Annotated in this window: 27 protein-coding genes; 16 read left to right on the top strand and 11 right to left on the bottom strand. The window is 73.8% G+C overall.

The window, feature by feature from the left end; genetic code table 11:
- Positions 1-22: 22 nt before the first annotated feature.
- Both ACFP3R_RS10185 and ACFP3R_RS10180 read right to left on the bottom strand, forming a co-directional pair.
- Positions 23-328: a thioredoxin family protein gene (locus tag ACFP3R_RS10185; RefSeq protein WP_380634954.1), complete on the bottom strand. Its 306-nt coding sequence runs from the start codon at positions 326-328 to the stop codon at positions 23-25.
- Positions 316-687, bottom strand: a complete 372-nt coding sequence (locus tag ACFP3R_RS10180; protein WP_380634953.1) for a MerR family transcriptional regulator — start codon at positions 685-687, stop codon at positions 316-318. Before ACFP3R_RS10180 ends, ACFP3R_RS10185 begins: the two co-directional genes overlap by 13 nt.
- A 71-nt stretch (positions 688-758) precedes the next feature.
- On the opposite strand from ACFP3R_RS10180, the gene tsaB reads away from it, so the two are divergent.
- From tsaB to ACFP3R_RS10160, 4 genes are read left to right on the top strand one after another with little or no spacing between them, the layout of a single operon-like run.
- Entirely contained in the window at positions 759-1448 is a 690-nt protein-coding gene (gene tsaB / locus ACFP3R_RS10175) for a tRNA (adenosine(37)-N6)-threonylcarbamoyltransferase complex dimerization subunit type 1 TsaB (protein WP_380634951.1), read from the top strand.
- The gene (rimI, locus tag ACFP3R_RS10170) at positions 1445-1903 is read left to right on the top strand and encodes a ribosomal protein S18-alanine N-acetyltransferase (RefSeq protein WP_380634950.1); all 459 of its coding nucleotides are present in this window, start codon (positions 1445-1447) and stop codon (positions 1901-1903) included. The genes tsaB and rimI overlap by 4 nt, the downstream gene beginning before the upstream one ends.
- Positions 1896-2948, top strand: a complete 1053-nt coding sequence (gene tsaD, locus ACFP3R_RS10165; RefSeq protein ID WP_380634949.1) for a tRNA (adenosine(37)-N6)-threonylcarbamoyltransferase complex transferase subunit TsaD — start codon at positions 1896-1898, stop codon at positions 2946-2948. The genes rimI and tsaD overlap by 8 nt, the downstream gene beginning before the upstream one ends.
- A gap of 7 nt (positions 2949-2955) precedes the next feature.
- Positions 2956-3453, top strand: coding sequence for an imine reductase family protein (locus ACFP3R_RS10160; protein WP_380634987.1), 498 nt, complete (start codon positions 2956-2958; stop codon positions 3451-3453).
- Here ACFP3R_RS10160 and ACFP3R_RS10155 read toward each other — a convergent pair.
- Positions 3450-4976 carry an alkaline phosphatase D family protein gene (locus tag ACFP3R_RS10155; protein WP_380634948.1) on the bottom strand — a complete coding sequence of 509 codons (1527 nt, stop codon included), beginning with the start codon at positions 4974-4976 and terminating at the stop codon, positions 3450-3452. The two genes, ACFP3R_RS10160 and ACFP3R_RS10155, sit on opposite strands and share 4 nt — an antisense overlap.
- Before the next feature lie 226 nt (positions 4977-5202).
- Between ACFP3R_RS10155 and groES the strand changes: the two genes are divergently transcribed.
- On the top strand, positions 5203-5496 hold the full coding sequence (gene groES / locus ACFP3R_RS10150; protein ID WP_015105192.1) for a co-chaperone GroES: 294 nt from the start codon (positions 5203-5205) through the stop codon (positions 5494-5496).
- Positions 5497-5579: 83 nt separating this feature from the next.
- Positions 5580-7202 carry a chaperonin GroEL gene (gene groL / locus ACFP3R_RS10145; RefSeq protein WP_380634946.1) on the top strand — a complete coding sequence of 541 codons (1623 nt, stop codon included), beginning with the start codon at positions 5580-5582 and terminating at the stop codon, positions 7200-7202.
- Positions 7203-7411: 209 nt separating this feature from the next.
- Here groL and ACFP3R_RS10140 read toward each other — a convergent pair whose 3' ends face one another.
- Positions 7412-7708 (bottom strand): WhiB family transcriptional regulator, encoded by a 297-nt coding sequence (locus tag ACFP3R_RS10140; protein WP_380634945.1) that lies wholly within the window; start codon positions 7706-7708, stop codon positions 7412-7414.
- Positions 7709-7979: 271 nt separating this feature from the next.
- Between ACFP3R_RS10140 and ACFP3R_RS10135 the strand changes: the two genes are divergently transcribed.
- The 5 genes from ACFP3R_RS10135 (at position 7980) to ACFP3R_RS10115 (ending at position 12345) form a co-directional block, all read left to right on the top strand.
- Entirely contained in the window at positions 7980-8888 is a 909-nt protein-coding gene (locus ACFP3R_RS10135) for a MerR family transcriptional regulator (RefSeq protein WP_380634943.1), read from the top strand.
- Positions 8889-8996: 108 nt separating this feature from the next.
- Positions 8997-9905, top strand: coding sequence for a hypothetical protein (locus tag ACFP3R_RS10130; protein WP_380634942.1), 909 nt, complete (start codon positions 8997-8999; stop codon positions 9903-9905).
- 80 nt (positions 9906-9985) lie between these two features.
- Positions 9986-10582 (top strand): response regulator transcription factor, encoded by a 597-nt coding sequence (locus ACFP3R_RS10125; RefSeq protein WP_015805222.1) that lies wholly within the window; start codon positions 9986-9988, stop codon positions 10580-10582.
- A gap of 245 nt (positions 10583-10827) precedes the next feature.
- Positions 10828-11400 carry a sigma-70 family RNA polymerase sigma factor gene (locus tag ACFP3R_RS10120; RefSeq protein WP_380634940.1) on the top strand — a complete coding sequence of 191 codons (573 nt, stop codon included), beginning with the start codon at positions 10828-10830 and terminating at the stop codon, positions 11398-11400.
- Between the two features lie 36 nt (positions 11401-11436).
- Positions 11437-12345: an anti-sigma-D factor RsdA gene (locus ACFP3R_RS10115; protein WP_380634938.1), complete on the top strand. Its 909-nt coding sequence runs from the start codon at positions 11437-11439 to the stop codon at positions 12343-12345.
- Between the two features lie 67 nt (positions 12346-12412).
- On the opposite strand, the gene ACFP3R_RS10110 is transcribed toward ACFP3R_RS10115, so the two are convergent.
- Positions 12413-12859 carry a DUF5319 domain-containing protein gene (locus ACFP3R_RS10110; RefSeq protein ID WP_380634936.1) on the bottom strand — a complete coding sequence of 149 codons (447 nt, stop codon included), beginning with the start codon at positions 12857-12859 and terminating at the stop codon, positions 12413-12415.
- A 66-nt stretch (positions 12860-12925) separates the two neighbouring features.
- Between ACFP3R_RS10110 and guaB the strand changes: the two genes are divergently transcribed.
- Positions 12926-14440 carry an IMP dehydrogenase gene (gene guaB, locus ACFP3R_RS10105; protein ID WP_380634935.1) on the top strand — a complete coding sequence of 505 codons (1515 nt, stop codon included), beginning with the start codon at positions 12926-12928 and terminating at the stop codon, positions 14438-14440.
- Positions 14441-14501: 61 nt separating this feature from the next.
- Entirely contained in the window at positions 14502-15635 is a 1134-nt protein-coding gene (locus tag ACFP3R_RS10100) for a GuaB3 family IMP dehydrogenase-related protein (protein ID WP_380634933.1), read from the top strand.
- A 9-nt stretch (positions 15636-15644) separates the two neighbouring features.
- Here ACFP3R_RS10100 and ACFP3R_RS10095 read toward each other — a convergent pair whose 3' ends face one another.
- Both ACFP3R_RS10095 and ACFP3R_RS10090 read right to left on the bottom strand, forming a co-directional pair.
- A complete protein-coding gene (locus tag ACFP3R_RS10095) occupies positions 15645-17456 on the bottom strand; it encodes a hypothetical protein (protein WP_380634931.1) in 1812 nt (603 codons plus the stop codon).
- Positions 17453-17593 (bottom strand): hypothetical protein, encoded by a 141-nt coding sequence (locus tag ACFP3R_RS10090; protein WP_380634930.1) that lies wholly within the window; start codon positions 17591-17593, stop codon positions 17453-17455. Before ACFP3R_RS10090 ends, ACFP3R_RS10095 begins: the two co-directional genes overlap by 4 nt.
- A gap of 84 nt (positions 17594-17677) precedes the next feature.
- On the opposite strand from ACFP3R_RS10090, the gene ACFP3R_RS10085 reads away from it, so the two are divergent.
- Positions 17678-19396 (top strand): FAD-dependent oxidoreductase, encoded by a 1719-nt coding sequence (locus ACFP3R_RS10085; RefSeq protein ID WP_380634928.1) that lies wholly within the window; start codon positions 17678-17680, stop codon positions 19394-19396.
- A gap of 18 nt (positions 19397-19414) precedes the next feature.
- Here the strand turns inward: ACFP3R_RS10085 and ACFP3R_RS10080 are convergent, their stop codons facing one another.
- A complete protein-coding gene (locus ACFP3R_RS10080; protein ID WP_380634927.1) occupies positions 19415-20860 on the bottom strand; it encodes an aldehyde dehydrogenase family protein in 1446 nt (481 codons plus the stop codon).
- Between the two features lie 35 nt (positions 20861-20895).
- A complete protein-coding gene (locus ACFP3R_RS10075; protein WP_380634925.1) occupies positions 20896-21387 on the bottom strand; it encodes a protein kinase family protein in 492 nt (163 codons plus the stop codon).
- Positions 21388-21429: 42 nt separating this feature from the next.
- Here ACFP3R_RS10075 and guaA point away from each other — a divergent pair, with 42 nt between their 5' ends.
- Positions 21430-22989 carry a glutamine-hydrolyzing GMP synthase gene (guaA, locus tag ACFP3R_RS10070; RefSeq protein WP_380634923.1) on the top strand — a complete coding sequence of 520 codons (1560 nt, stop codon included), beginning with the start codon at positions 21430-21432 and terminating at the stop codon, positions 22987-22989.
- A gap of 73 nt (positions 22990-23062) precedes the next feature.
- Here the strand turns inward: guaA and ACFP3R_RS10065 are convergent, their stop codons facing one another.
- Positions 23063-23272, bottom strand: coding sequence for a hypothetical protein (locus ACFP3R_RS10065; protein WP_380634921.1), 210 nt, complete (start codon positions 23270-23272; stop codon positions 23063-23065).
- The gene (locus tag ACFP3R_RS10060) at positions 23265-24533 is read right to left on the bottom strand and encodes a PspC domain-containing protein (RefSeq protein WP_380634920.1); all 1269 of its coding nucleotides are present in this window, start codon (positions 24531-24533) and stop codon (positions 23265-23267) included. The genes ACFP3R_RS10065 and ACFP3R_RS10060 overlap by 8 nt, the downstream gene beginning before the upstream one ends.
- A 60-nt stretch (positions 24534-24593) precedes the next feature.
- On the opposite strand from ACFP3R_RS10060, the gene ACFP3R_RS10055 reads away from it, so the two are divergent.
- A complete protein-coding gene (locus ACFP3R_RS10055; RefSeq protein WP_380634919.1) occupies positions 24594-25868 on the top strand; it encodes an ATP-binding protein in 1275 nt (424 codons plus the stop codon).
- The last annotated feature ends 3 nt before the right edge of the window (positions 25869-25871 follow it).

The following is a 25871-nucleotide window of genomic DNA, read 5'->3' as shown; positions in this document are numbered from 1 at the left end:
GCGGTCCCCACCGCCACGCGCATCACAGATGTGGTTCGAGCCACGCCATCAGCTGCACCTTCGGCCGCGCCCCGACCACCTCCGCCACCAGCTCCCCGTCCCTGTAGAGCTGGAGCGTGGGCGCCGACATGATCCGCTGGTCGCGCGCCGTCCGGGGGTTGGCGTCCGTGTCGAGCGCGGCCACCACCAGCCCGTCCAGCTCGCGGTCGATCTCGGCCAGCACCGGCTCCAGCATCCGGCACGGCGGGCACCAGTCGGCCCGGAACTCCACCAGCACCGTCCCGGTGCTCACCGCCTCGGTGAACGTCTCGTCGGTCAACGCGCGCACGGCCTGCTCCTCTGCTCGGCTTCCTCCAGTTGCGCGCGCACCAGGTCCCGCGCCGCGCCCAGCCGGGCCAGGCACTCGTCCAGCTCGGCCAGCTTGCGCCGGTAGACGGCCACCGACGCCGGGCAGGCGTCCCCGCTGTCGTGCCCGTCGCGCAGGCACTCCACGAACGGGCGCGTGTCCTCCAGGGCGAACCCGATGCCGGTCAGCGAGCGGATCTCCCGCACCAGCCGCAGGTCCTCCTCGTCGTACTCGCGCTGACCGTTGGCGCCGCGCCGCGCGGGCAGCAGCCCCAGGGACTCGTAGTAGCGCAGCGCCCGGGTGGAGATCCCACCCCGCCGCGCCAGTTCACCGATGCGCACGACGCCGATCCTCCGCCTTGACGTGGACGTCAAGGCAAGTGTGGCGGGAGCCACCTCTATCCTTGTCCGTTGTGCTAGTGCTCGCCTTGGACACCGCCACCCCCGCCGTCACGGCCGGCGTCGTGGAACTGACCGCCGACCGCGCCCCGCGCCTGCTCGCCGAGCGGGTGACGGTGAACCCGAAGGCGCACGGCGAGCTGCTGACCCCGCACCTCAGGGAGGCGCTGGCCGAAGCGGGCCACGCGCTGACCGACCTCGACGCGATCGTGTGCGGCTCGGGCCCCGGCCCGTTCACCGGCCTGCGCGTCGGCCTGGTCACCGCCGCCGCCCTCGGCCAGGCCCTCAACCGGCCCGTCTACCCGGTGCCGACCCCGGACGCCATCGCCCTGGACGCCCTCGCCCTGCCGGGCGCGGCGGGCAAGGCGCTGCTGGTGGCCACCGACGCGCGCCGCAAGGAGGTCTACTGGGCCGCCTACGACGCCGCCGGCCGCCGCACCGCCGGCCCGCACGTGGACCGGCCCGCCGACCTGGCGCCGAAGCTGCCCGCGGTGGGCGTCGCGACGGGCGAGGGCGCCGAGCTGTACGCCGACGTGCTGGGCCTGCCGGTGGTCGGGGCCCGCTACCCGTCGCCCGCCTCCCTGGTCGCCGCGGCGGCGGGTGAGCTCCTCGCGGGCGCCCGCCCGGCCGCGCTCACCCCGCTCTACCTGCGCCGGCCCGACGCGGTCGAGCCGGTCGGCCGCAAGCGGGTGACGAAGGCGTGAGCGCGCGCACCGTCACCACCGGGCCGCTGCGCCACGAGGACGCCGCCCGGTGCGCGCTGATCGAGCGGGAGCTGTTCGCCGGTGACGACCCCTGGAGCGAGCAGGCGTTCCACAGTGAGCTGGACAGCGGCAACTTCTACGTCGGCGCGTACTCCGACGGGCGGCTGATCGGCTACGCGGGCCTCGGCCTGACGGACTTCGAGTCCAGCGTGCACACCCTCGCCGTGGACGCGGGGTTCCAGGGCGGCGGGGTCGGCAAGACCCTGCTGCGCGCCCTGCTGGCCCGCGCCGACGAGTCGGGCCTGCCGGTGTTCCTGGAGGTCCGCACGGACAACGCGCCCGCCATCGCCCTCTACCTCGCGCACGGCTTCGAGCACCTGGGCCTGCGCCGCCGCTACTACCAGCCGTCGGGCGCCGACGCGTACACGATGGGAAGGCCCGCGAACCGTGACTGACCGGCTCATCCTCGGTATCGAGAGCTCGTGCGACGAGACCGGCGTCGGCATCGTCCGGCTCGGCCCGGACGGGGCGGTGGAGCTGCTGGCCGACGAGGTCGCCTCCAGCGTCGAGGAGCACGCCCGCTTCGGCGGCGTCGTGCCCGAGGTCGCCTCGCGCGCGCACCTGGAGGCCATGGTCCCGACCATGCGCCGCGCGGTGGAGAAGGCCGGGATCGAGCTGCGCGACGTGCACTCGATCGCGGTCACCGCCGGTCCCGGCCTCGCGGGCGCGCTGCTGGTGGGCGTGTCGGCGGCCAAGGCGTACGCGGCGGCCCTGGACAAGCCGCTCTACGGCGTCAACCACCTGGCCGGGCACGTCGCCGCGGACACCCTCCAGCACGGCCCGCTGCCGCGGCGGTGCCTGGCGCTGCTGGTCTCCGGCGGCCACTCGCAGCTGCTGCTGGTCGAGGGCCTGGCCGAGCGGATCACCGAGCTGGGGTCCACCGTGGACGACGCGGCGGGCGAGGCGTACGACAAGGTCGCCCGGCTGCTCGACCTGCCCTACCCGGGCGGCCCGCCCATCGACAGGCTGGCCAAGCAGGGCAACGGGTGCGCGATCGCGTTCCCGCGCGGCCTGACCGGGCCGCGGGACTCCCGGTACGACTTCTCGTTCTCCGGTCTGAAGACCGCGGTCGCCCGGTGGGTGGAGCGGCAGGAGCGGGCGGGCGAGGAGGTCCCGCTGGCCGACGTGGCCGCCTCGTTCCAGGAGGCCGTGGCGGACGTGCTCACCGCCAAGGCGATCCGGGCCTGCAAGGACCTCGACGTGGACACCCTGGTGATCTCCGGCGGCGTGGCGGCCAACTCGCGGTTGTCGGGCCTGGCCGCCGAGCGGTGCGCCGAGGCGGGCATCGAGCTGCGCGTGCCGCGGCCCCGGCTGTGCACGGACAACGGCGCGATGATCGCGGCGCTGGGCGCGCACCTGGTCGCGGCGGGGGCCAAGCCGTCCCCGCTGGACCTGTCCACCACGCCCGGCCTGCCGGTCGGCACGGTGCAGGTCTTCTGAGCCGGGCCTGCTGATCCGCCTGCCGGCCGGGTCTTCCGGGCCGGGCCTGCCGGCCTGGTCTGCCGGCCTGGTCTGCCGATCCGGTTCTGCCGATCCGGTCCTGCTGGGCGGGGTCTGTCGGGCGGGGTCTGCTGATCCTGGGTCCCCGCCCGCCCGCTCCCGCTCAGGCCACCCCGTCGGGACCACCGGCGTACCCGGCGTCGAACGCCGCCGCGAACCCGTCCGCGCCCAGGCCAGGCCCTCCAACCCCAGCGCGACCGCCCGCGGATCGCCGGACCCCCGGGCTCTCGACGCCGACGAGCACCCCGGTGACCGGGCCACCACCACCATGATGGGCGCCACGGCCGACCACGTCGTGGGCGCCACCGGGGCCGCGGGCCTGGACACCGCGCTGCCCGGGGCGGTCCGGTCGCCCTACCGCCGCGCCGTCGAGGCGGGGCACGGTCGAGACGGCTGGACCGCCCTGCTCACCGTGATCCGGGGCCGGACGGGGGCGGCGGCCTAGACCGCGTTCAGGCCGGGGCGGCGGTCCTCGACGACGAACGACTTCAGCGTCGTGGCCGGCGCCCCGGCCGTGCGGACGTGCGGCAGCGAGCGGAAGTCGGCCCGCAGCTCCCGCGCGGTGAACCTGGTCCGCACGTAGCCGCGCCGCCTGCTGTGCAGCTTGATGTGCGGGTTGTTGCGCAGCTGCACCTCGTCCGAGGTGTCGTCGCCGTCGCCGCCGGAGGTCACCGAGGTGCACACCAGCTCGGTGCCGACGGTGCGCGACGCCGGGTCGTCCCAGTCCGCCTTGATGTCGGCGGCGTAGGCGGCGTGCACGTCACCGGTGAGCACGACCGCGTTGCGGACCTTCGCGTCGACCCAGCCGCGCGTCACCCGGTCGCGGGAGGCGAGGTAGCCGTCCCAGGAGTCCATGGACAGCTCCTCCTCCGGGCCGTCCTCGCGGTCGCGCTCGGCGAAGAAGACCTGCTGGCCGAGCACGTCCCAGCGCGCCCGCGACCGGCGGAAGCCGTCGAGCAGCCACCGCTCCTGCTCGGCGCCGGTGATGGTCCGGGTGGCGGCGCCGGCCTCGGCGCAGGTCTTCCACCCGTCGCCGCACGCCTGGTCGTCGCGGTACTGGCGGGTGTCCAACACGTGGAAGTTGACCAGGCCGCCCCACCGGACCCGCCGGTAGAGCCGCATGTCGACGCCGTTGGGCTTGGCGCCGCGCCGCAGCGGCATGTTCTCGTAGTACGCCTGGAACGCCGCCGCGCGCCGGGCGGCGAAGTCCGGGTCCGGCTGCTCGGGGACCCCGTCGGCCCAGTTGTTCTCCACCTCGTGGTCGTCCCACACGACCAGCCAGGGCGCCACCGAGTGCGCCAGCTGGAGGTCCTCGTCGGTCTTGTACTGGGCGTGGCGCAGCCGGTAGTCGGCCAGCGTGCGGGTCTCCGGGCCCACCACGGCGCGCACGTCCGCCGCCTTGCCCGCGTACTCGTACTGGTAGTCGCCCAGGTGCAGGACCACGTCCGGCTGGTCCTCGGCGAGCCGCCGGTAGGCGGTGAAGTAGCCCTCGCCGTAGTGCGAGCACGACGCGAAGCACATGGTCAGGTCCTGCCCGACCACCCAGGGCTCGGGCGTGGTGCGGGTGCGGCCGACAGGGGAGACGTGGCGGTCGGCGCGGAACCGGTAGAAGTACTCGCGGCCGGGCCGCAGGCCGAAGGTCTCCACGTGCACGCTGTGCGCGGTCCGCGGCCGGGCGAGCTCCACGCCGCGCCGCACCACCCGCCGGAAGCGCTCGTCCTCGGCCAGCTCCCAGTGCACCGGGACGACCCGGTTGGGCATACCGCCGAGGCCGTCCTCGTCCAGGGGTGAGGGCGCCAGCCGCGTCCACAGCACCATGCCGTCGGAACCGGGGTCACCGGAGGCGACGCCGAGGGTGAAGGGGTCGTCGAGCTTCGCGAAGCCCGCGCCGGCGGTCGCGAGGCCCGCCCCCGCGGTCGCGAGGGCCGCACCGCCGATGAGCAGGGAACGTCGGGTCACCGAGGTCATGGCCCGCACGCTCCCCGACGCGGTTGGCGGTCGGGTGAACGCCGGTGTGACACGAGTGGACGACTTCGCGCGGGACGTTCCGGGGGGTCGTTGAACCGCTGGCACTCGCATGGGTAGAGTGCTAGACGCACGGCACCAGCAACCGCCCCGACCCCCGCGACGGCGGGGTGGCAGGAGCCGTAAACGCAACCTGCCAACGCTTTCGACGACCGTGGAGGTCAGCCCGGTGAGCGTGAACATCAAGCCGCTCGAGGACAAGATCGTCGTCCAGGCCAGTGAGGCCGAGACCACGACCGCTTCCGGCCTCGTGATCCCGGACACCGCGAAGGAGAAGCCCCAGGAGGGCAAGGTCATCGCGGTCGGCCCCGGCCGGATCGACGACAAGGGCAACCGCGTCCCGGTGGACGTGGCTGTCGGCGACGTCGTCATCTACTCGAAGTACGGCGGCACCGAGGTGAAGTACAACGGCGAGGAGTACCTGATCCTCTCCGCCCGCGACGTGCTGGCCGTCATCAACTGACGCTCGGCTGACACGCAAAGCGCCCCGGCGACCCCATCACCGGGGCCTCCCGGGGCGTTTCGCACTTGAGAGAGGCAGAGAGCATGGCCAAGCAGATCAGCTTCGACGAGGACGCTCGTCGGGCCCTTGAGCGCGGCGTGAACAAGCTGGCGGACACGGTCAAGGTGACCCTGGGTCCGCGCGGCCGGCACGTGGTGCTCGACAAGAAGTTCGGCGGGCCGACGGTCACCAACGACGGCGTGACCATCGCCCGCGAGATCGAGCTGGAGGACGCGTTCGAGAACCTCGGCGCGCAGCTGGCGAAGAGCGTGGCGACCAAGACCAACGACGTGGCCGGCGACGGCACGACGACCGCGACCGTGCTGGCCCAGGCCATGGTGCGGGTCGGTCTGCGCAACGTCGCCGCGGGCGCCAACCCGACCTCGCTCGGCCGCGGCATCCAGGCCGCCTCCGACGCCGTCGTGGACGCGCTCAAGGCGAAGGCCACCCCGGTCAAGGGGCGCGACAACATCGCGCAGGTCGGCACCGTGTCGTCCCGCGACGAGTCCATCGGCGCCCTGCTCGGCGAGGCGATCGAGAAGGTCGGCGAGGACGGCGTGATCACCGTCGAGGAGTCCTCGACGCTGGCCACCGAGCTCCAGATCACCGAGGGCGTCCAGTTCGACAAGGGTTACGTCTCGGCGCACTTCGCCACCGACCTGGAAGCCCAGGAGACGGTGTTCGAGGACGCCCGCATCCTGCTGCACCGCGAGAAGGTCTCGGCCCTGGCCGAGCTGCTGCCGATCCTGGAGAAGGTGGCCGAGGCGGGCAAGCCGCTGGTCATCATCGCCGAGGACGTCGAGGGCGAGGCGCTGTCCACTCTGGTGGTCAACGCCCTGCGCAAGACGCTGCGCGTGGTCGCGGTCAAGGCGCCGTACTTCGGCGACCGCCGCAAGGCGTTCCTGGACGACCTCGCGGTCGTCACGGGCGCCACGGTCATCTCGTCCGAGGTGGGCCTGAAGCTGTCCGAGGCCGACCTGGACGTGCTGGGCAGCGCCCGCCGCGTCGTGGTCTCCAAGGACGACACCACCATCGTCGACGGCGGCGGCACCAAGGCCGACGTGGCGGGGCGCTCCGAGCAGCTGCGCCGCGAGATCGAGTCGACCGACTCCGACTGGGACCGCGAGAAGCTCCAGGAGCGGCTGGCCAAGCTGTCCGGCGGCATCGCGGTGATCCGGGTCGGCGCGGCCACCGAGACCGAGCTGAAGGAGCGCAAGCACCGCATCGAGGACGCCGTCGCGGCGACCAAGGCGGCGGTGGAGGAGGGCATCGTGCCCGGCGGCGGTTCGGCGCTGGTGCACGCGGCCAAGGTGCTCGACGGCGGTCTCGACCTGACCGGCGACGAGGCGACGGGTGTCGCGATCGTGCGCGAGGCGCTCGGCGCGGCCCTGTTCTGGATCGCCGCGAACGCGGGCCTGGAGGGCGCGGTCGTGGTCAACAAGGTCCGGGAGCAGGAGTGGGGCTTCGGCCTCAACGCCGCCAACCTGACCTACGGCGACCTGCTGGAGGCCGGGATCATCGACCCGGTCAAGGTGACCCGCTCCGCGGTCGCCAACGCCGCTTCCATCGCCCGCATGGTGCTCACCACGGAGAGCGCCGTCGTGGAGAAGAAGGAAGAGGAGTCCGGCTCCGCGGGCCACGGCCACGGTCACGGTCACGGCCACTGACCCACCGGCTCCACCAGCTCCACCCCGGCGGGGCGGCGTCCACCGGACGCCGCCCCGCCTGCTTCCGCGAGTCGTACGTCCAGACCCGTCGTGTCGTACGTCCAGGACCCCCGAGTTCAGCGTTCAAGATCCCCCGAACGTGTAGCTCGGACCCCGGAAACGCGGAAGGGCGGCACCCGTGGGTGCCGCCCTTCTCCGCGCGTCGTGCCTCACACGGGTGTCAACTGCCGTTTGCGGGCTTTGAGGATGCCGTCCCGCTCCGACTCCGAGAGCCCGCCCCATATCCCGTACGGCTCCTGCACCGCCAGGGCGTGCTGCCGACACATCTCCAGCACCGGGCACGACAGGCACACGGCCTTGGCCCGCGCCTCCCGCCGGGCCCGGGCCGGACCGCGTTCGCCGTCCGGGTGGAAGAAGAACGCGCTGTCCATCCCGCGGCACGAGCCGCGCATCTGCCAGTCCCACAGATCCGCGTTGGGACCGGGAAGCCTACGGGTGTCCGCCATCGAGACCGCCTCCTTGGCCCATTGACGTGCACTGCTCCATTCGGCTTAACGATGATCCACCGTAGAACCGCGTCAATGGTTGTTCAAGGGGGTGCGGGGCATACAGGCGGCAATTCATTCGATGGGTGATCGGATGCGGTTCAAACCCGAAGTTGCCCGCGACATCAGGTGAACGGACCATGTCAGCGTGACGACGCCGGCCGATCACGACGGGAGCCCGCCCCGGGGTGAACGGGAAACCGTTGCGGCGGAGGGTGGTCCCGCGGGTTCCGTGCTGCTGCCCGTGGCCGCGGTGGCCCGCCGGTTGGGGGTCGCGCCGGCTACGCTGCGCACCTGGGACCGCCGGTACGGCCTCGGACCCGGTGATCGCACGACCGGGCGACACCGCAGGTACGGACCGCTCGACGTGGCCCGCCTGGAGCTGATGCAGCAGGCGCTGCTGCGGGGCGCGCCGTCCGCCGAGGCCGCCAGGTACGCCCTCTCCGCTCCCGTGCCCGAGGGCGCCGCGCGACCCGGTCCCGGGGACGTCCCCGCCGGTGGTCGGGGTGTCCGCGGCCTCGGGCTCCACGCGGCCAACCGGTGGGCGCGGGGCGTGGGGCGGGCGGCGCTGGCGCTGGACTCGGCGGCGGTGCAGGCGCTGCTCGCGGACGCGGTCGAGGCGGACGGCGTGGTCGCGACGTGGGACGGGGTGGTCCGCCCGGTGCTGGCCGCCGTTGCCGCGCGCCGGGAGCGGTCGGGCGCCGGCCTGGCGGTGTCGCACCTGCTGGAGGAGTGCGCGCGGGCCGCGATGATCCGGGCCGCGCCGATCGTGACCGAGCCGCGCAACCCCCGCCCGGTGCTGCTGGCGTGCACGCCGGGCGAGCGCCACGACCTGCCCCTCCACCCGCTGGCGGCGGTGCTGGCCCGGCGGGGGATCGGCGCACGTCAGCTGGGTGCCGACCTGCCGCTGGACGCCCTGGTCGCCGCGGTCCGGCGCACGGCACCGGCCGCCGTCGTGCTGTGGGCCCAGCTGCACCGGTACGCCGATCCGGGTGTGGTGATCGCGTTGCCCAGGACGCGCCAGCAGGTCCGCGTCTTCGTCGGCGGTCCGGGGTGGGAGCGTGGTGTCGTGCCGCAGCCGTCGGAGCGGGTCGACGACCTCGCCTCGGCCGCCGACGCGGTGGAGCGCGCCGTCTGCTGACCCGAGGGGCGCCCGGTCGGCGGGCGCACGGGGCCTGAACGCTGAACTCGGGGGTCCTGGACGTACGACACGGTGGGCCTGGGCGTACGACTCGCGGAGGATGGTGGGGTGGATGTTCGGCGTGCGGCGTTCGGTGACCTGCCCGGGGCTGGGGTGTGGGGAGCGGCCCGAGGGGGTGGGGTCGAGGAGCGGTGGCTGGCGGCGGTGGTGCTCGGCGGGCAGGGGCACTACGCGGCGGCGGCGACCGTGCTGGGTGGGCTGATCGGGGGTGGTGGGCTGTTCGGGTCGCTGGCGGCCTCGACGCTCGCCTCGCACCGGCGGCAGCTGGGCGGGCACGCGTCGGCCCGGCGGTGGGACGCCCTGGCGCTGGCGCTGTTGGCGGATCGGGGCGAAAAGGGTGTAGAGGAGGATCCGGACGGCGTGGACGTCGCCGGGGCCCGTGCGGACGCCCTGCTGGGGCTCGCGGCCGACGCCGTGGGGGCCGGACGGGTGGGTGAGGCCCGCAGGCTGCACGAACGGGTCGAGCCGCTCGGTTGGCGGAGCCGGGTGCGCCACCAGTGGGTGGCGGCCGAGATCGAGTTGGCCGACGGTCACGCGGAGCGCGCGGTCGCGCCCGCCGAACGGGCCGCGGCCCTCTCCGGGGAGGCGGGCGCGACGCGGCACGCCCTCAAGTCCGACCTGGTCCTGGGGACCACTTTGGTGGTGCTCGGGACCCCCGCCGGCCTCGACAGGGGCCTCGATCTGCTCCACTGTGACCTAAATCACACGGACCAACTGGGCCTCCTGTCGTTGATCTGGCCAACGGGCCTCGTCCTGGCAAACGCGCAGGAAAACCGCACTTATGCGGACGGTCAGAACGTGAAGGAACGAACTCAAAACGCTCTGAGCTGCGTGTTGCGGAGAGCTGATCCGATCGGCCGACGACTGGCCCACCGGTCGCCCTGGGTCCCGACCGCGCTGCTCCGTTCCGGGGAACCCCCGAACGCAGACCCTGAGGCGAATTTCTTGACGGATTAAGCACCGGATCGTGTCAAGGTTCGGTCCCCAGCGTCCGATAGGGGATGTGGAACGTCACTCGGCTGCAGGAAGGAGTCCCCGTGACCACGGTCCTTATTTGCGACGACCGGCGCAGTGTGCGGGAGGGTCTCACCCGCGTGATGTCGGCTGTCCCCGGGGTTAGCCGCATCGACTGCGTAGCGCACGGTGACGAGTTGTTGGCTCGGTTCTCTCGGCAGCCGGTCGACGTCGTACTGGTTGGCACCCAGCGCGCCGTCCCGACCGGGGTCGAAGCGACCCGGCGACTCGTCTCGGCCAACCCGCAGGCAAACGTCATCGTCTTCGGCGCACCGGACGACGCGGGCAGCATCGCCGCGGCGATCGCCGGCGGCGCCCGCGGCTACCTCCGCTGGGACGCCTCGCGCCCCGAGCTGGTGGCCGCGCTGGCGCACACGCTCGCGAGCACCAGCGTGCCCGCGCCGCGCCAACCGTCCGACCCGGGGGTGCAGCTCACCGAGCGCGAGCTCCAGGTGTTGCGCGGCATGAGCCAGGGCAAGAGCAACGGGCAGATCGGGCGTGAGCTGTACCTCTCCGAGGACACGGTGAAGACGCACGCCCGCCGGCTGTTCCGCAAGCTCGGCGTGCGCGACCGCGCGCAGGCCGTGGCGCACGGCTTCCGGCGCGGCCTCGTCTCCTGATCCCCAGGAACAGGTGAGGCGGCTCACGCCGACGCTCCTTCCTCTTGCCGGCCCGTCGACGTCCTCGTCGCCGGGCCGGCTCGCCGTTCCCGGCGTGTCGGCAGGTCACGGACCTCTTCTCACCCGTTGCGCAACGGGTGGCCGGACGACCGGTACCGTAGGCGTCACCGGTACGGGCGACGTTGGTCGTCCCGTGCTGTTCCTCGTCTATACGCCTGTGCGTAACACCAGGGCTGCTGTCTGCGATGACCAATTTGGGGGACGGACTGGACGCCGAAGTGGGCGCGGCCGTCGATGGCGACCGCCATGCGATCGAGCGGCTCCTGGCATCCATCCGCCCTCTGGTGGTGCGGTACTGCCGCGCCCGAGTCGGAAGGCAGGAGAGGTCTTTCGCTTCGGCGGACGACGTGGCCCAGGAGGTGTGTCTCGCGGTGCTGACGGCCCTGCCCAGCTATCGCGACCAGGGTCGGCCGTTCTTGGCGTTCGTCTACGGGATCGCCGCGCACAAGGTGGCCGACGCGCATCGCTCAGCCGCCCGGAACCGGTCCGAACCGGTCCCGGAGGTCCCGGACGCCCCCGAGACGGAGGCCGGTCCCGAACAGCGGGCCATGCAGGGCGAGCTGTCGAACCGGATGGCCGCGCTCCTGAAGGTCCTCCCGGAGAAGCAACGGGAGATCCTGCTGCTCCGGGTGGTCGTCGGCCTGTCGGCCGAGGAGACCGCCGATGCGGTCGGCTCGACGCCGGGCGCGGTTCGGGTGGCGCAGCACCGGGCCTTGGCCCGTCTCCGCAAGACCTTGGCAGCGGAGGAGGTGGTCTGAGTGGCTGATCAGCACGGGAAGGGCAACGGAAAAGTCGTGCGCGGACGAGATGAGAGACCGCCGCAGCCTGAAGACGCCCTGGTCGAACCGGGCGACGACCTCGCGGGTATCCGAGCCGACGACGCGCTGCTCGACGCGCTCGGCGGCCGGGACCCCGAGCAGGCTGACCCGCTCGTCGACGACGAGCTGAACGCGCTGCTGCTGGCCTGGCGGCGCGAGGTGGACAGCCGCCCGGTGGGCGAGCTGGTCGACACCGACACCGCCGTGGCGACCATCGCCGCGGCCCGCCCCCAGCCCCGGGGCAGGCACCGCTACCTCATCCCCCTCGCGAGCGCCGCCGCCGTGCTGGCCATCGCGTTCACCGGGGTCAGCCTGGTCGCCCGCGACGCCCAGCCGGGCGACGCGCTCTGGGGCCTGACCCGCGTCCTCTACTCGGACCACGCGCGGTCGATCGAGGCCGCCGTCGCGGTCCGCACCGACCTGGACAACGCGGGCACCGCGCTGCGCGAGGGCCGCTACCGCGAGGCCAAGGACGCCCTGGACAAGGCGGGCGAGTACCTCCTGTCGGTCTCCGACGACGACGGCCGCGACGACCTGACCCAGCGGCACGAGACGCTCAAGCAGGAGCTGGAGAGCACCACCCCGTCGCCGACGGCCACGCCGTCCACGGCCCCCCCGTCCACGACGGCGACGACACCGCGGGTGCCGACCAACCCGTCCTCGACGACCCAGCAGCCGAGCACCGAGCCGACGACGACCACGCAGCCGATCCAGACGACGGAACCGCCGCCGACCACGGACGTGTCGGGCCAGCCGCCGCCCCCGCCGTCCTCGGGCGAGTCCCCCGGTCAGTCGCGCGGCGAGTCCCCGGGCCAGTCCCGCGGCGAGACGCAGGCCCCGAGCGGCGACAGCACCGGCGACACGCCCGCCACCCAGGAGCAGTAGCGCGACCTGTGACGAAGCCCGCCCCGCCGAACCGGGGCGGGCTTCGTCACACCGTCACCAGGCGCTCTCAGCGGGCGCTCTCGGCGGTGGCGCCGTCCGCGTAACCGCGGCAGTACTCCCAGCTCACGTAGGCGGAGGGGTCCGGGTCGTACGCGGGCTCGTGCGGTCGCATCCGACCGTCGGCCAGCAGCTGCTCCAGGCTGGACCTCAGCAGGGCCCAGTCGTGGTAGTGCGGTTCCTGGCACTCGCCGCAGTCCACCACGATGCCCCTGATCGCACGGGGTTCCAGCAGCGCCTGGTACACGGCCAGGTCGCTGAGGTCGCCCACCAGCTCGGCGCGTTCGGCGTCGTCCATCGGCGGGTGCTCGTGGTCGTGCTCGGGTTCGCCGAGCGCCCGGGCGGGGTCGTCCGGGTCACCCGCGAACGGGTCTGGTGGCAACGCGTCGTGCGGCACGACCCCGCACGGTACCGGGCGGACCCCGGACCACGTCCAGATACCATGGGCTGAACCCATCGCCGCCTGTGGAAACCCGATCCGCGGCGGCGGGATCACCGCACGACGGAAGGCAAGCCAGCCGCCATGACCAGCGAGCTCAACGCTGACGGAGTCCCGCCCAAGTTCGCCATGCTGGGACTGACCTTCGACGACGTACTGCTGCTGCCCGCCGAATCGGAGATCATCCCGAGCGCGGTCGACACGGCCACCCGGCTCTCGCGCAACGTCTCCCTGCGCATCCCGCTGGCCTCGGCCGCGATGGACACGGTGACCGAGGCGCGCATGGCGATCTCGATGGCCCGCCAGGGCGGCATCGGCGTGCTCCACCGCAACCTCTCGGTCGACGACCAGGCCCGCCAGGTGGAGACGGTGAAGCGCTCCGAGGCGGGCATGGTGAGCGACCCGGTGACCTGCTCGCCGGAGGACACCATCAGGTACGTGGACGAGCTGTGCGCCCGCTACCGGATCTCCGGCGTGCCGGTGACCGACGACAGCGGCAAGCTCGTGGGCATCATCACCAACCGCGACATGCGGTTCGAGGTGGACCACTCGCGCAAGGTCAGCGAGGTGATGACCAAGGGCCCGCTGGTCACCGCCCAGGTGGGCGTGTCCGCCGAGGCCGCGCTGGGCCTGCTGCGCCGCCACAAGGTCGAGAAGCTGCCGATCGTGGACGGCGACGGCAAGATCCGCGGCCTGATCACGGTCAAGGACTTCGTCAAGACCGAGCAGTACCCGAACGCCTCGAAGGACCCGGACGGCCGGCTGCTGTGCGCCGCCGCGATCGGCGTCGGCGAGGACAGCTTCGCCCGCGCCATGGCGCTGGCCGAGGCAGGCGTGGACGTGATCATGGTCGACACCGCGCACGGCCACCAGCGCAACGTGCTGGAGATGGTCGCCCGGGTCAAGAAGGAGCTGGGCGACGAGGTGGACGTGGTCGGCGGCAACGTCGCGACCCGCGCCGGCGCGCAGGCCCTGGTGGACGCGGGCGCGGACGGCGTGAAGGTCGGCGTCGGCCCCGGCTCGATCTGCACCACCCGCGTGGTCGCGGGCGTGGGCGTGCCGCAGATCAGCGCGATCTACGAGGCGAACCTGGCGTGCGCCCCGGCCGGCGTGCCGGTGATCGGCGACGGCGGCATCCAGTACTCGGGCGACATCGCCAAGGCCATCGCGGCCGGCGCGAGCGTGGTCATGCTGGGCAGCCTGCTCGCGGGCACCGCCGAGGCGCCCGGCGAGGTGGTCCTGGTCAACGGCAAGCAGTTCAAGACCTACCGGGGCATGGGCTCGCTGGCGGCGCTGCGCGGGCGCGGCGACAACAGCAAGTCCTACTCCCGGGACCGCTACTTCCAGGACGACGTGCTGTCCGAGGACAAGCTGGTGCCCGAGGGCATCGAGGGCCGCACGCCGTTCCGCGGCCCGCTCCAGCAGGTGGCCTACCAGCTGGTCGGCGGCCTGCGGATGGCCATGGGCTACACCGGCTCGAAGACCGTCGCGGAGCTCCAGGACAAGCAGCTGGTGCGGATCACCGCGGCCGGCCTGAAGGAGAGCCACCCGCACGACATCACGATGACCGTGGAAGCGCCGAACTACACCAGTCGGTGAGCTCCAGTCGGTGAGCTAAGGTCCACTGGTTTGAGCAGGCACTGCGGAAGGACGACTTAAGGTGCGCGATCTGGTCGAGATCGGTATGGGCCGGACCGCGAGGCGGGCCTACGAGCTGGACGACGTCGAGATCATCCCGTCCCGCCGGACGCGGTCCTCGAAGGACGTCTCGACGGCGTGGCAGATCGACGCCTACCGGTTCGAGATCCCGCTGATCACCCACCCGACCGATGCGATCGTGTCGCCGGGCACGGCGGTCGCGATCGGCGAGCTGGGCGGCCTCGGCGTCCTCAACGCGGAGGGCCTGTGGGCCCGGCACGGCGACGTGGAGGAGGCCCTGTTCCGCCTGGTGCGGGCGGTGGAGGACACCGACGACCCGGCCGCGCCGGTGCGGGTGCTCCAGGAGCTGCACTCCGCGCCGGTCCGGATGGACCTCATCTCGGAGGCGATCAAGCAGGTCCGCGAGTCGGGCGTGACGGTGGCCGTGCGGGTGAGCCCGCAGCGGGCCGCCGAGCTGACCCCCGACCTGCTGACCGCGGGCGTGGAGATCCTGGTCGTGCAGGGCACGATCATCTCCGCCGAGCACGTCTCGCGCGACGGCGAGCCGCTGAACCTGAAGTCGTTCATCGCGGACCTGGACATCCCGGTCATCGCGGGCGGTGTCGGGGACTACCGGACGGCGATGCACCTGATGCGCACGGGCGCGGCGGGTGTGGTCGTGGGCTACGGCTACACGCCGGGCGTCACGACCACGGACGCCGTCCTCGGCATCGGCGTGCCGATGGCCACCGCCATCGCGGACGCCGCCGCGGCCCGCCGGGACTACCTGGACGAGACCGGTGGCCGGTACGTGCACGTGATCGCCGACGGCGGCGCGCTGACCAGCGGTGACGTGGCCAAGTCGATCGCCTGCGGCGCGGACGCGGTGATGCTGGGCGAGCCGCTGGCGGCCGCGGCGGAGGCGCCGGCCCAGGGCCTGTACTGGACCGCGGCCTCGGCCCACCCGTCGGTGCCGCGCAGCCACGTGTCCAGCGGCGTGGAGCAGGTGGTCGACCTGCGGAGCCTGCTGTTCGGCCCGTCGGTGGACCCGCGGGGCGTGACGAACCTGTTCGGCTCGCTGCGGCGGGCGATGGCGAAGACCGGTTACTCAGACCTCAAGGAGTTCCAGAAGGTCGGCCTGACCATCCGCGGCTAGCCGCGCGGGTCAGAAGACGTCGGGCACGCCGGGGCAGTGGACGCCCACCACCCCGGCGAGCCGCGCCGGCATCGCCCCGTCCCCGTCCGCGGCGGAGGTGGTCCGGTCCTCGGCGATCCGGACGAGCCGCCCGGACGCGGGGTCGGCGGCGTAGGTGACCTCGGTCAGCACGTACTCGGCCGGGCCGGCGGCCGGGGTGGTCGCCCCCGCCGTGACGGTGCTCGTGCGCACCAGCGCGCGGTCGCCGTCCACCAGGCACTCGACGCCGGTCGCCTCGTGGGCCGAGCCGCCCACCACCAGTTCGGCCAGGTCGCCGCCGACGCGGGCGAGCCGGCCGTCCACGCGCTCGAACGCGCCGATCACCACGGAGTGCGCGCCCGTGCCGGTCGGGACCAGCACCTCGGCCCGGCCGTCGCCGGTGAGGTCGGTGGCGCCGATCCAGCGGGGCACGCCCAGGTCGACGGTCGCGGGCAGGTCGAGGTGCTCCTCCCGCCCGTCCGCGAACGCGACCTCCAGCCGGGCCGAGGCCGTGCCGCCGGCCCAGGACTGGACGGCCGCGAGTCGGTCCGCCGCCCCGTCGCCGTCGAGGTCGCCGCTGGTCGAGGCGAGTTCGTAGGCGCCGCCCGTGCGGGACAGGCACACCGGGTCCGCCGGGTCGCACAGGTGGGCCAGGACCTCGTCGGAGCCGGGCGGCCGGAACCCGGGCGCGGTGATCGACCGCACGCCCGAGGCGACCGCGGTGCGGCGCCCGCCGCGTTCGAGGACCAGGGACGCGCCGTCGCGCGGCGCCCCGGGCAGGCGCGTGACCAGCTTCGAGCCGCTGCGCAGGTGGAGCGAGCCGAGCGTCGGCTCGCTCGACACCTGGACCCACCTGTTGCGCTCCAGCAGCCACTCGCCGGTGGTGGGGGCGAGGGCGGAGGTCCCGTCGCACACCCCGGCGAGCACGGCGGCCCGCAGGCGGTGCGCCGGGTCCCACCACAGCGACAGGACGTCGGTGGTGGTGGTCCGGGTGTCGGCCGGGGTGGCGGCGCTGAGGTCCGTGGGCACGGTCGACCCGGCGGCGGGCAGGGCCGCGAACACCTCGGCGGCGCTCTCGCACCGGTCGTCGCGGCCCCGGAAGGACCCGGCGACCGCGTAGGCGGTGTTGCCCGCCCCGTCGACGGCGGCCGCGACCTGGCCCCGGCCACGCAGGTAGGGCTGCCCGGAGCGGTCGCGCCGGGTGGCCGCGACCGAGCCGACCGGCGTGGTCGACCCGTCGGCCCGCACGCGGAACCAGCTCTCCGCGCCGGTCGGCCCCACCCCGCCGAGCAGCACCTCGCCGCCCGTGCCGGAGAACAGCTCCACCCGGTCGAGCGGGGGCAGCCGCACGGGGACCTCCGCCGGCTCGCCACCCCTGCCCGGGTCGAGCGCGAGGAGCCCGGTGAACGGGCCGTCGGTGCCGGTGCCGACCAGCAGCGTGCCGACCAGCAGCGTGCCGCCGCCGGGGGCCGCGACGCCCGCGCACCCGTCGCACCGCGCGGAGCGGGTGTCACCCGACCGGGCGTCCACGGTGACCAGCCGGCGGATCGCCCCGGAGGTGTCCGGCGCGCCCGTCGAGGTCAGGAACGCCGCGTGCCGCCCGTCGTCGGTCCACACCACGGGGCCCACCCGCGCCGCCCGCTCCTCCCGCCACCGGGTGACGACCCGTTCGCCCCGCATGACCACCACCTCGTCGGCGGTCGCGTAGGCGTAGGACCCGTCGTCGGGGGCGGGCGCGCCGGCCGGCGAGGACGCGGCCGCGACCAGCGCGGCGGCCGCGGCGAGCCCTCGACCGGGCCTCACCGGGGGTACCGCGCCCTGCCGAACCCGATCTGCACGGTCCGCTCGCCTTCCTCGGCCGGTGGGTCGTGCACCAGGATGCCCGTCGCCAGCCTCCTCGACCACGCGGACATCGGCGACGACCGGGGGCGCACCGCCACGGAGCCGCCCCCCGGTGCCGGTGTCGTCGGGCTGAACCGATGAAGAACTAGCTGTTACCCGAGGTAACCCCTAATCTCGCAACCATGGGTGAACTCGCCGGTAACAACACCGACTACGACGTCGTCGTGGTGGGCTCGGGGTTCGGCGGCAGCGTGGCCGCGCTCCGGCTCACCGAGAAGGGCTACCGGGTGGCCGTCGTCGAGGCGGGCCGCCGGTTCGCCGACGGCGAGTTCGCCAGGACGTCGTGGAACCTGCGCCGCTACCTGTGGGCGCCCCTCCTGGGCTGCTACGGCATCCAGCGCATCCACGCGCTGCGCAACGTCATGGTGCTCGCGGGCTCCGGCGTCGGCGGCGGGTCGCTGGTGTACGCCAACACCCTGTACCGGCCGCTCAGGCCGTTCTACACCGACCGCCAGTGGGCGCACATCACCGACTGGGAGGCCGAGCTCGCCCCGTTCTACGACCAGGCGAGCCGGATGCTGGGCGTGGTGCAGAACCCCACCACCACCCCCAGCGACCGGGTCATGCGGCAGGTCGCGGAGGACATGGGCGTGGCCGACAGCTACCGCCCGACCCCCGTGGGCGTGTTCTTCGGCGAGCCCGGCGAACCGGCCGAGGACCCGTACTTCGGCGGCGCCGGCCCCACCCGCACCGGCTGCACGGAGTGCGGCGCGTGCATGTCCGGCTGCCGCGTCGGCGCGAAGAACACCCTGGTCAAGAACTACCTGTACCTGGCCGAGCGCAACGGCGCCGAGGTGCTGCCGCTGACCACGGTCACCGACCTGCGCCAGGCCCCCGACGGCACCTGGGCGATCGGCACCCGCCGCACCGGCGGCAGGCCGCGCCGCGGTCGCCGCACCATCACCGCGGACCAGGTCGTGCTCGCCGCCGGCACCTGGGGCACCCAGCAGCTGCTGCACCGGATGCGGGCGACCGGCGCCCTGCCGCGCCTCTCGCCCAGGCTGGGCGAGCTGACCAGGACGAACTCCGAGGCGATCATCGGCGCGGGCCGCCTCACCGTGGACGAGGAGCGCAACTTCAGCCAGGGCGTGGCCATCACCTCGTCGATCCACCCGGACGAGCAGACGCACATCGAGCCCGTCCGCTACGGCAAGGGCAGCAACGTCATGGGCCTGCTCCAGACCCTGGCCACCGACGGCGCGAAGTCGACGCCCCGCGTGCTCCAGTTCCTCGCCCAGGCGGTCCGGCACCCGGTCCGCCTGGCCCGGCTGCTGTCGGTGCACCGCTGGAGCGAGCGGACGGTGATCCTGCTGGTGATGCAGAGCCTGGACAACTCCATCACCACCTACCTGAAGAAGGGCCTGTTCGGGCGCGGGCTGTCCTCGAAGCAGGGCCACGGCGAGCCCAACCCGGCGTTCATCCCGGCCGGTCACCGGGCGAACCTGCTGGCGGCCGAGCGCATCGGCGGCATCCCGGGCGGCACCTGGGGCGAGCTGTTCAACATCCCGCTCACCGCCCACTTCATCGGCGGCTGCCCGATCGGCTCGGACCCGGCCTCCGGCGTCATCGACGCCTACCACCGGGTCCACCACTACCCGACCCTGTCGGTCGTCGACGGCGCGGCGATCTCGGCGAACCTGGGCGTGAACCCGTCGCTGACCATCACCGCGCAGGCCGAGCGGGCGTTCGCGCTGTGGCCGAACAGGGGCGAGCCGGACCGGCGGCCCGACCAGGCGGCGGGGTACCTGCGCCTCGCGCCCGTGGCGCCGGGGAACCCCGCCGTGCCCGCCCACGCCCCCGGCGCGCTGCGGCTGCCGATCGTGGAGGTGAGGTCGTCCTGAGGCCGCCCCGGAGCCGGCTCAGAGGCTGATGCCGGTGAGCACCAGGGTGCGCTCCTCGGTGAAGTCCTCCATGGCCGACCGCACGCCCTCGCGCCCGGTGCCCGAGCCCTTCACCCCGCCGTAGGGCATCTGGTCGGCCCGGTACGAGGGCACGTCGCCGATGATCACGCCGCCCACCTCCAGCTCGGCCGCCGCCTCGAAGGCCACCGCCACGTCCCGGGTGAACACGCCGGCCTGCAACCCGTAGTCGGTGGCGTTGGCCCGCTCGAACGCCTCGGCCACGGAGTCGACCACGGACACCGCGAGCACCGGCCCGAACACCTCCTGGTGCCACAGCCGCGCCGAGGGCGGCACGTCCTGCACCACGGTCGGCTCCACCGTCGTCCCCGACCGGCCGCCGCCCACGTGCAGCACCGCACCGCCGGCCACGGCCTCGGCCACCCACTCCTCGACCCGCCGCGCGTTGTCCTCGTCGATCAGCGGCCCGACCTCGACCTCCGGGTCGTGCGGGTCGCCGGTCCGCAGCGACCGCACCGCCGCGACCAGCTTCGGCACGAACTCCTCGGCGACGTCCCGGTGCACCAGCACCCGCTGCACCGCGATGCACGACTGCCCGGCCTGGTAGTTGCCGAACGTGGCGATGCGCGAGGCGGCCAGGTCCAGGTCCGGCCAGTCCGGGCACACGATCGCCGCCGAGTTGGACCCCAGCTCCATGACGACGTGCTTGCGCGGCGCGCCGTCCATCAGCGACCACCCGACCGAGGTCGACCCGGTGAACGAGATGACCGGCAGCCGCTCGTCGGTGACCAGCGCCTTCATGTCGCCGCCGCGCACCGGCAGCACCGAGAACGCGCCCTCGGGCAGGTCCGTCTCGGCCAGCAGCTCGCCCAGCATCAACGCGGACAGCGGCGTCGTCGAGGCGGGCTTGACGATCACCGGCGCGCCCACCGCCAGCGCGGGGGCCACCTTGTGCGCCACCAGGTTCAGCGGGAAGTTGAACGGGGCCACGGCCAGCACCGGCCCGCGCGAGACCCGCCGCACCACCGCGAGCCTGCCCTCGCCGGTGGCGTCGGTGTCGAGCCGCTGGAGGTCGCCGGTGAACCGGCGCGCCTCCTCGGCGGCGAACCGGAACGTGTTCACCGCTCGCTGCACCTCGACGCCGGCCCACTTCAGCGGCTTGCCGTTCTCGGCGGTGATGATCTCGGCGATCTCCTCGGCCCGCTCGGCGAGCGCCTGCGAGACCTGGAGCAGCGCCTTGGCCCGCACGTGCGCGGGCGTGCGCCGGAACTCCTTGGCCACGGCCGCCGCGGCGGCGACCGCGCGTTCCACCTGCTCCGGTCCCGGCACCGCGACGGAGGCGACCTCCGTGCCGTCGAACGGGTGGTGCACGGTGATGGCCTGCACGCCCTGCTCGGCGTGTCCGGCGATCCAGCAGGGCCGTGGCTCGGGGGTGGTCGCGTCCATGGGGATCACCGTATGCCCGTACGGCGTGCTCGGCGCTATTGATCTTGGAAGTGCGCCCGTACGTACGCCGCGTGGCCGAGGTAGTGGGTGTCGTGCCCCTCCGCCCGCTGCCGGTGGATCACACCAACGTGTGATCCCCGGCGGAACACGACGTTGTACGGCGCCAGGTCGTTGTGGCAGATCACCTCGACCGGCGGGAACCGCCGGCCCTCCCGCAGGTGCGCCAGGCCCGCGCTCGCGTCGTGCGGCCGGCGGGCCGGCCGCGCCACCTCGACCGGCACCCGGTCCGAGCGCCGCGCCGCGGGCAGCGGCGGGTGGGCCACCTCACCCTCCAGGTAGGACAGCACCTCCCGGCCGCGCTCGTCCACGCCGTGCGGCACGGGCGAGATCCCCAGCGGCGCGAGGTGTTCCGGCAGGCGGTGCACGTCGGGCGTCCACGGGCCGGTCGGCCGCCGCACCGCGGCGCCGATCCGCACGACCTCGTCCAGCCCGCCACCGGTGAGCAGTTCCCCTTCCCCGCATGACATCCTTCACCTGCGCGGACCCGCCGGACGAGAGGTTTTCCCCCAGTGGTCGAGAGCAGCAACCGCCCTGTGCTGGTAGTCGACTTCGGCGCGCAGTACGCGCAGCTGATCGCCCGGCGCGTCCGGGAGGCGCAGGTCTACTCGGAAGTCGTGCCGCACACCACCCCGGTGTCCGAGCTGGTGGAGCGCGACCCGGTGGCCATCGTGCTGTCCGGCGGGCCGTCCAGCGTCTACGAGCCGGGCGCGCCGCAGGTCGACCCGGAGCTGTTCGACGCGGGCGTGCCGGTGTTCGGCATCTGCTACGGCTTCCAGGCCATGGCCGGGGCCCTCGGCGGCACGGTGGAGCACACGGGCACCCGTGAGTACGGCCGCACGGAGCTGGGCGTCGAGCACCCGGGCGGCCTGCTGCACGACGAGCTGCCCGCCAAGCACCCGGTGTGGATGAGCCACGGCGACTGCGTGACCAAGGCGCCCGAGGGCTTCACCGTCACCGCGACCAGCGAGGGCGCGCCCGTGGCCGCCTTCGAGGACCGGGAGCGCCGGTTCGCCGGCGTCCAATATCACCCGGAAGTGGGTCATTCGCCCCACGGCCAGGAGGTCCTGCGCCGGTTCCTGCACGACATCGCGGGCATCCGCCCCCGGTGGACGACGTCCTCGATCGTGGACGAGCAGGTGGCCCGCATCCGGGAGCAGGTCGGCGACGGCAAGGCCATCTGCGGCCTGTCCGGCGGCGTGGACTCCGCGGTCGCGGCGGCCCTCGTGCAGCGCGCCATCGGTGACCGCCTGACCTGCGTCTTCGTCGACCACGGCCTGCTGCGCGCGGGCGAGCGGGCCCAGGTCGAGCGCGATTTCGTGGCCGCGACCGGCGTCAACCTGGTCACCGTGGACGCCCGCGAGCGCTTCCTGGACGCGTTGCGGGGCGTCACCGACCCCGAGCAGAAGCGCAAGATCATCGGCCGCGAGTTCATCCGGGTCTTCGAGCAGGCCGAGCGCGACCTCAAGGCCGAGGGCGACTACGGGTTCCTCGTGCAGGGCACGCTGTACCCGGACGTGGTCGAGTCCGGCGGCGGCTCGGGCGCGGCGAACATCAAGAGCCACCACAACGTGGGCGGCCTGCCGGACGACCTCCAGTTCACCCTGGTGGAGCCGCTGCGCGCGCTGTTCAAGGACGAGGTGCGCCGGGTCGGCGCGGAGCTGGGCCTGCCCGAGACCATCGTCCAGCGCCAGCCGTTCCCGGGGCCCGGCCTGGGCATCCGGATCATCGGCGAGGTCACCCAGGAGCGCCTGGACATCCTCCGCAGGGCGGACGCGATCGCCCGCGAGGAGCTGACCACCGCGGGCCTGGACCGGCAGATCTGGCAGTGCCCGGTGGTCCTGCTCGCGGACGTGCGCAGCGTCGGCGTCCAGGGCGACGGCCGCACCTACGGTCACCCGGTGGTGCTGCGGCCGGTGTCCAGCGAGGACGCCATGACCGCCGACTGGACCCGCCTGCCCTACGAGGTGCTGGAGCGCATCTCCACCCGCATCACCAACGAGGTGAACGAGGTCAACCGGGTCGTGCTGGACGTGACCAGCAAGCCGCCGGGCACCATCGAGTGGGAGTGAGCGCACGGTGAAGGGCCCGTCCACCAGGACGGGCCCTTCACCTCCCGCACCCCCGTGCGTCACCCGGGCCGGGCTACCCCCGCCGGCGCACCGACCCCGCCAGCAACCCGATCCCGATCACCATCGCCCCCCCGGCCAGCGCCCACCTCAGGTCGAGGAACTCCGGCCACGCCGCCCCGTCCGACAACACGTAGGCGGCGGCGACCAGGGCCGCGACCCCGAACACCAGGCCGACCACGTCCACGCCCCGCTTCTCCACGCACCGGTGCTCCTGGTCAGCCACGGCTCACCTCCACCTCTCCCACGTCGCTGCGCACGTCCAGCTCGACCCTCAGCCCGCCGGGCCCGTCCGGGCCGTCGTCGTCGATCCGCTGGACCGCGTCCTTGCCGTCCGACTCCCGCCCCAGGCACCGCACGCTCCCGAGGCCGGCCCGGCACGTCACGCTCACGTCCGCGCCCTGCGGCACCCGCACCCGGGCGCTGCCCAGGCCGACCTCGACCTCCGTGCGCACCGTGCCGGTACCCGGCAGCCGGGTCAGGTCCAGGTCGACCTCGCCGACCCCCGAGTCGTACCGGCCCTCCACCTGCTCGATCGACGCCGGGGCGTCCCGGGTGCTGCCGACCCGGTCCGACCGGATGCCGTCGAAGTCGGCCGCGGTCGCGGCCACGCCGATCACCGACAGCGGCACGACCAGCCAGATCAGGCCGCGCCCCCCGCCGCCGCGCAGCGCGCCGAACACCAGGCCCGCGCCCAGCACGGCCACCACCAGGCCGAGGGTGTGCACCTCGTCGAACCACGACCACTCCCGCGACACCGCCGCCGCGGTGGCCAGCACGATCAGCGCCAGCGCGAACGTCACCGTCCCCACCCGCGACCGCCGCCGCGCCGGCCGGTGCGCCGCGGGCGCCTGCTCGACGTCCGCCGCGGGCTCCGGCAGGTCCCACGCGAACGGCGCCGCGCCCAGCGGGTCCCACGCGGGCGGTGTCGCCCGCCCGTCCCGCTGCTCCTGGAGCGCCGGCCCGCCGACCGGGTCCACCCCACCCGTGCTCGCTGTCACCGGGCCCACCCCCACCCCGTCGAAGGCCGGGGCGGGCGCCGGGACCGCCTCCGGCCGGTTGAACTGCCCGCGACCGCGGTGCAGCAGGTAGATCCCGCCCACGGACAGCAGCACCCCGCCGACCATGGTGAACCCGCCGTCGACGAACACGCCGGTCGCCGGCACCACGGCCAGGCCCAGCAGCACGGTCAGCGGCGTCGGCGTGGCGCTGCGGCCCCGGCCGAGCAGCGCCTCCGCGGGCGACACCTCGTCGTCGGCCTGCGCCAGCCACAGCCAGCCCAGCAGGTAGACGAGCACCCCGGCGCCGTTGCACAGCGCCATGGCCACGAACGCGACCCGCACGATCACCGGGTCCACCTGGTACCGCCGCGCGATACCGGCGGCCACCCCGGCGATCTTGCGACCGTCGTGGGGCCGCCTGGGCCTGCTGGCCCAGAAGTCCTTCAACGTCTCCTCGACGTTGGCCGCGTTGATGTTCCCGCTCACGGTGACGAGCTTGCTGGAGCCGGGGGCCCGCGCACATCCGGGACCCACCCTGAACCCGACATGGGGTGGAACCCTGATGACCGGCCCTCGGGGGCGTGTGACCCTGTGGGGGTGAGCGTGGAGACGAAGGCCGTCAAGACCGTCGAGCCGGTGCGCCGCAGGCGGACCGGCCGGGTGGTCGCGGGCGTGGCGGGCGGGGTCGCGGACCACCTCGGCGTCGAGGTGTTCTGGGTGCGGGCGGTGTTCGCCGCCCTGACCGCGCTCAACGGCGTCGGCGTGATCGCCTACGGCCTGCTGTGGCTGTTCGTGCCCCAGCACACCGCCGGCGGCCCGGAGGGGCCCTCGAACCCCCGGGAGCGGCAGCAGGCGCTGGGCCTGGTCGCCCTGGGCATCGCCGCGGCCGTGCTCACCGGCCTGTTCTCCGGCCCGGTGAACGGCTGGATCGCCGGACCGCTCGCGGTGGCCCTGGTGGGCGCGGCCGTGGTGTGGCGGGAGGCGGACGAGGCGCAGCGCCGCCGCTGGCGGGACGGCGCCAGGTCCGGGTTCCTCGGCACCGGGCGCACCACCGCGGTGCGGGTGCTGGCGGGCGTCGCGCTGGTCGCCATCGGCATCGGCGTGCTGCTGGTCAACAGCTACGGCATCGACCAGCTGCGGTTCGCGCTGCTGGCGGTGGTGGCCACGCTCGGTGGCGTGGCGGTGCTCACCGTGCCGCTGTGGGTGAGGCTGATCAACGACCTGGGGGAGGAGCGGCGGGCCCGCATCCGCACGGAGGAGCGCGCCGAGATCGCCGCCCACCTGCACGACTCGGTGCTGCAAACGCTTGCGCTGATCCAGAAGCAGGCCGAGCGGCCGCGCGAGGTCAAGCGGCTGGCGCGGGGCCAGGAGCGGCAGCTGCGCGAGTGGCTGTACGGGCGGGTCGTGGAGGAGAACGACCTGCCCACCACCCTGTCCGTCGCGATCGCCAAGGCGTCCGGCGAGGTGGAGGACGCGTTCGCGCTGGTGGTGCAGCAGGTGGTGGTGGGCGACTGCGAGCTGGACCCCAACCTGCACGCGCTGGTGCAGGCGGCCCGCGAGGCGGTGGTCAACGCGGCCAAGCACGCGGGCGTCGCGGAGATCAGCGTCTACGGCGAGGTCGAGCCCGAACGGGTGACGGTGTTCGTGCGCGACCGGGGCAAGGGCTTCGACCCGGACACCGTCCCGGAGGACCGGCATGGCCTCGCGGACTCGATCCGGGGGAGGATGGACCGGCACGGCGGCGAGGTCCGCGTCCGCACCGCACCGGGTGAGGGCACGGAGGTGCAGCTGATGATGCCGAGGAAGACAGCGGACAAGTGAGGA

The organism is Saccharothrix lopnurensis (assembly GCF_042658445.1).
Lineage (GTDB): Bacteria > Actinomycetota > Actinomycetes > Mycobacteriales > Pseudonocardiaceae > Actinosynnema > Actinosynnema lopnurensis.
Note: the sequence above shows the minus strand (reverse complement) of the source record. Positions and strands in the feature narration are given on the sequence as shown.